The organism is Vreelandella sp. L-25, assembly GCF_056857535.1.
Map to the genome: position 1 here is coordinate 1 of NZ_JBSXNH010000002.1, position 2,874 is coordinate 2,874.

A 2,874-nucleotide genomic window follows, 5' to 3' on the forward strand; every position below is an offset into this window, starting at 1 on the left:
GTGCCTTGGAACCCCGCCCCATGTAACGCCGGGTCAACGTCGAGAGGTCCAGTTGTTCGACAACATCGACAACGAACCGCGCCAGGTGACCATCGGGCAACCACTCGTCTACCGAAGGCGGCAGCAGGTAATCGGTCTGGCGATCCACAGGGATGAAGCGGCTCATGGCGATCTTCTCAGCTCGGCGATGACGGTGGTCAGTATCTCACGGTGCAACGGAAAGTCCGACAGGCTGCTAGTGATGCGCGAACTCGCGCGCATGCTAGAGCAAGAAGGTGGCAGTCTGGCGGATGTGGTTCGCGTGGATGTTCACCTCACTGACCTAAAACAGATCAATGCGCTAGACAGCATCTACGCCGAATTTTTTGAGCCAGGGCGCTACCCAGCGCGCACTTGTACTGAATCACCCCACATTTGCGGTGGCAGTTCGGTAGAAATTACCTTGATGGCGAAACGTCCATCGAAAGACACTGCAGCGGAATAGCCTCCGTTAAGATTTGACTAACGCCAGGATCGCGTCAATATCCAGATGTGCTTCTAGCGTATCGGCCAAGCGCTCCAAGGCTTGTTCGCGGTGGGCGTTGTAATCTACGCTGCCTGCCTTGGCTAGGCCAAGCTTCGTGAGTAGCGCTTGGCAGGCGTCTGGATGATCAAACAGGCCGTGTAGGTAAGTGCCCATCACTTGGCCGTCCTCGCTGATGGCCCCATCCAAGTGGGTACCGAGATCGAATAGCGGATTGTCCAGAGCGGAGCCTTTGCTAACGCCGTTATGGATCTCGTATCCCTTTACCTTTGCTTCTTCCCCCACCAACATGCCGCTCACGTTGCGAAGCTGCTTGCCCGCCACCATGCGTGTCGTCAGCGGTAACAGACCCAACCCGGCGACTTTCCCGGGCGTGCCCTCTAGCCCGTCGGGGTCATCCACCCACTCCCCCAGCATTTGAAAGCCGCCGCAAATGCCCAGCACTTTGCCGCCATAGCGCAGGTGGCGAGTCATCGCGGCGTCCCAACCTTGGCGCTTTAACCAGGCTAAGTCGCTAGCGGTGCTTTTACTGCCGGGAAGTACGATCACATCAGCGCAGGGAATGGGCTGATCGGGGCCGATAAAGCTAAGCGATACCTGCGGATGCAGGCGAAGCGGATCGAAATCGGTATGGTTACTGATGCGCGGCAGTGCAGGAACGATAACCTTGAGCGTTTGGCTCTCTTTCTCCGCCTGCACGGTGCCGATGCTATCTTCGGCATCCAGCAGCAGCCCTTGTAGATACGGCAGCGTGCCCAGCACCGGCTTTTGGGTGCGCGCTTCCAACCACTCTAGCCCTGGTTCGAGCAGCGCAATATCGCCCCGAAAACGGTTGATAATAAAGCCTTTGGTGCGGGCCTGTTCGCTGTCACTCAGTAGCGCCAGCGTGCCAACCAATTGAGCAAACACGCCGCCGCGGTCAATATCGCCCACCAGCAGCACCGGGCAGTCCGCGGCTTCGGCAAAGCCCATATTGGCAATATCCCCTTTGCGCAGGTTGATTTCCGCCGGGCTGCCTGCGCCTTCGGCAATAATCACATCATAGCGCTGCTCTAACGCTTGCCACGCTGCCATCACGCTCTCTTGGGCGGTGCGTTTGAAGGCGTGGTAGTCCAGCGCGTCCATATGGCCGTACACCTTACCACGCAGAATCACCTGGGCACCCCGGTCGGTTTCTGGCTTTAGCAGTACCGGGTTCATATCGCTATGGGGAAGGACGCCGGCCGCTTGGGCCTGTAGCGCGGTGGAGCGGCCAATCTCGCCACCATCGCTGGTCACCGCACTGTTTAGCGCCATGTTTTGTGGTTTGAACGGGGCCACCGAGAGACCCCGGCGCTTGAGAACTCGGCAAAGCCCCGCCACCACGGTGCTTTTGCCCGCATCCGAGGTGGTGCCTTGAATCATCAGTGTGGTCATGGCGTCTTCTCGACCTACGCAGTTGCTGAATATCCGTCCTTGACCTCCTCCCCTTCCTCAGCTTCTTAGGAAGCTGCCGCCTGCGGCGGAAAGGAAGGGGATTCCCGGTTGTTGCCTTCCGGGTTCCTGCTTCACAGCCCGTTGCCCTTGGTGATGGCACCTCAGGTCTTACACAAGCTCCACAGGCTTAACCTCCCGTGAGCCCCACGGTAGTCGTCTTTTCATGCTGCCGGAGCTTGTCAGCGCCCGCCAGAATGGCTTTGCCCGATTGCAAAATGTTGCGGGCAGCGTTCACATCGCGGTCGATGCCTTGGGTGCCACAGTGTGGGCAATCCCAAGTGCGGACATTGAGCGGCATCTTCTCGGTGATATGGCCACAGTGAAAACAGCGTTTTGAGCTGGGATACCACTTGTCGATCTGGACGAAATCGCGCCCGTACCGCTCGGCCTTGTACGCCAGTTGTTGGGTAAGCTGGTACCAGCCCACGTCGCTAATTGCTTTCGCCAGTGAGCTGTTTTTCAGCAGGTTCTTGACCGGCAAACTCTCGGCAGCAATGACTTGGTTCTCGTGAATAAGCTGCGTGGAGAGTTTATGGGTGGCGTCGCGGCGTTGGTCGGCCAGCTTGGCATGCACCTTCGCCACTCGATGCCGCGCCTTGGCGCGGTTTTGCGAGCCTTTCTGTTTGCGCGACAGGTTGCGTTGCACCCGTGCGAGTTTGCGCTCGGTACGATGGAGAAAACGCGGGTTGGGGATTTTGTCGCCGTCACTGGTGATGACGCGATGCGTCAGTCCCAGGTCGATACCGACCATTTTGGGTGTCACGGGCAGCGGCGTGACCGCTTCTTCCACCAAAAAGCTGACGTGGTAACGGCCAGCGGTATCGCAGCTCACCGTGATACTGCTTGGTGTGCCGGAAAAATACCGGCTCCAGCGG

3 protein-coding genes and 1 pseudogene are annotated in these 2,874 nt (G+C 58.6%); 1 reads left to right on the forward strand and 3 read right to left on the reverse strand.

All coding sequences use genetic code 11. The annotated features are described in order from the left end of the window. Positions 1-166: pseudogene (locus AC13CN_RS00020) on the reverse strand (IS5/IS1182 family transposase); the annotation flags it as partial. Between the two features lie 75 nt (positions 167-241). On the opposite strand from AC13CN_RS00020, the gene AC13CN_RS00025 reads away from it, so the two are divergent. Beyond that, positions 242-484 (forward strand): RidA family protein, encoded by a 243-nt coding sequence (locus AC13CN_RS00025; RefSeq protein WP_483052907.1) that lies wholly within the window; start codon positions 242-244, stop codon positions 482-484. A gap of 6 nt (positions 485-490) precedes the next feature. On the opposite strand, the gene AC13CN_RS00030 is transcribed toward AC13CN_RS00025, so the two are convergent. Next, on the reverse strand, positions 491-1,939 hold the full coding sequence (locus AC13CN_RS00030) for a cobyric acid synthase (RefSeq protein ID WP_054645377.1): 1,449 nt from the start codon (positions 1,937-1,939) through the stop codon (positions 491-493). Between the two features lie 187 nt (positions 1,940-2,126). Next, positions 2,127-2,874 (reverse strand): RNA-guided endonuclease InsQ/TnpB family protein (locus AC13CN_RS00035; protein WP_483052908.1); only part of this gene is annotated, 748 nt, incomplete at its 5' end.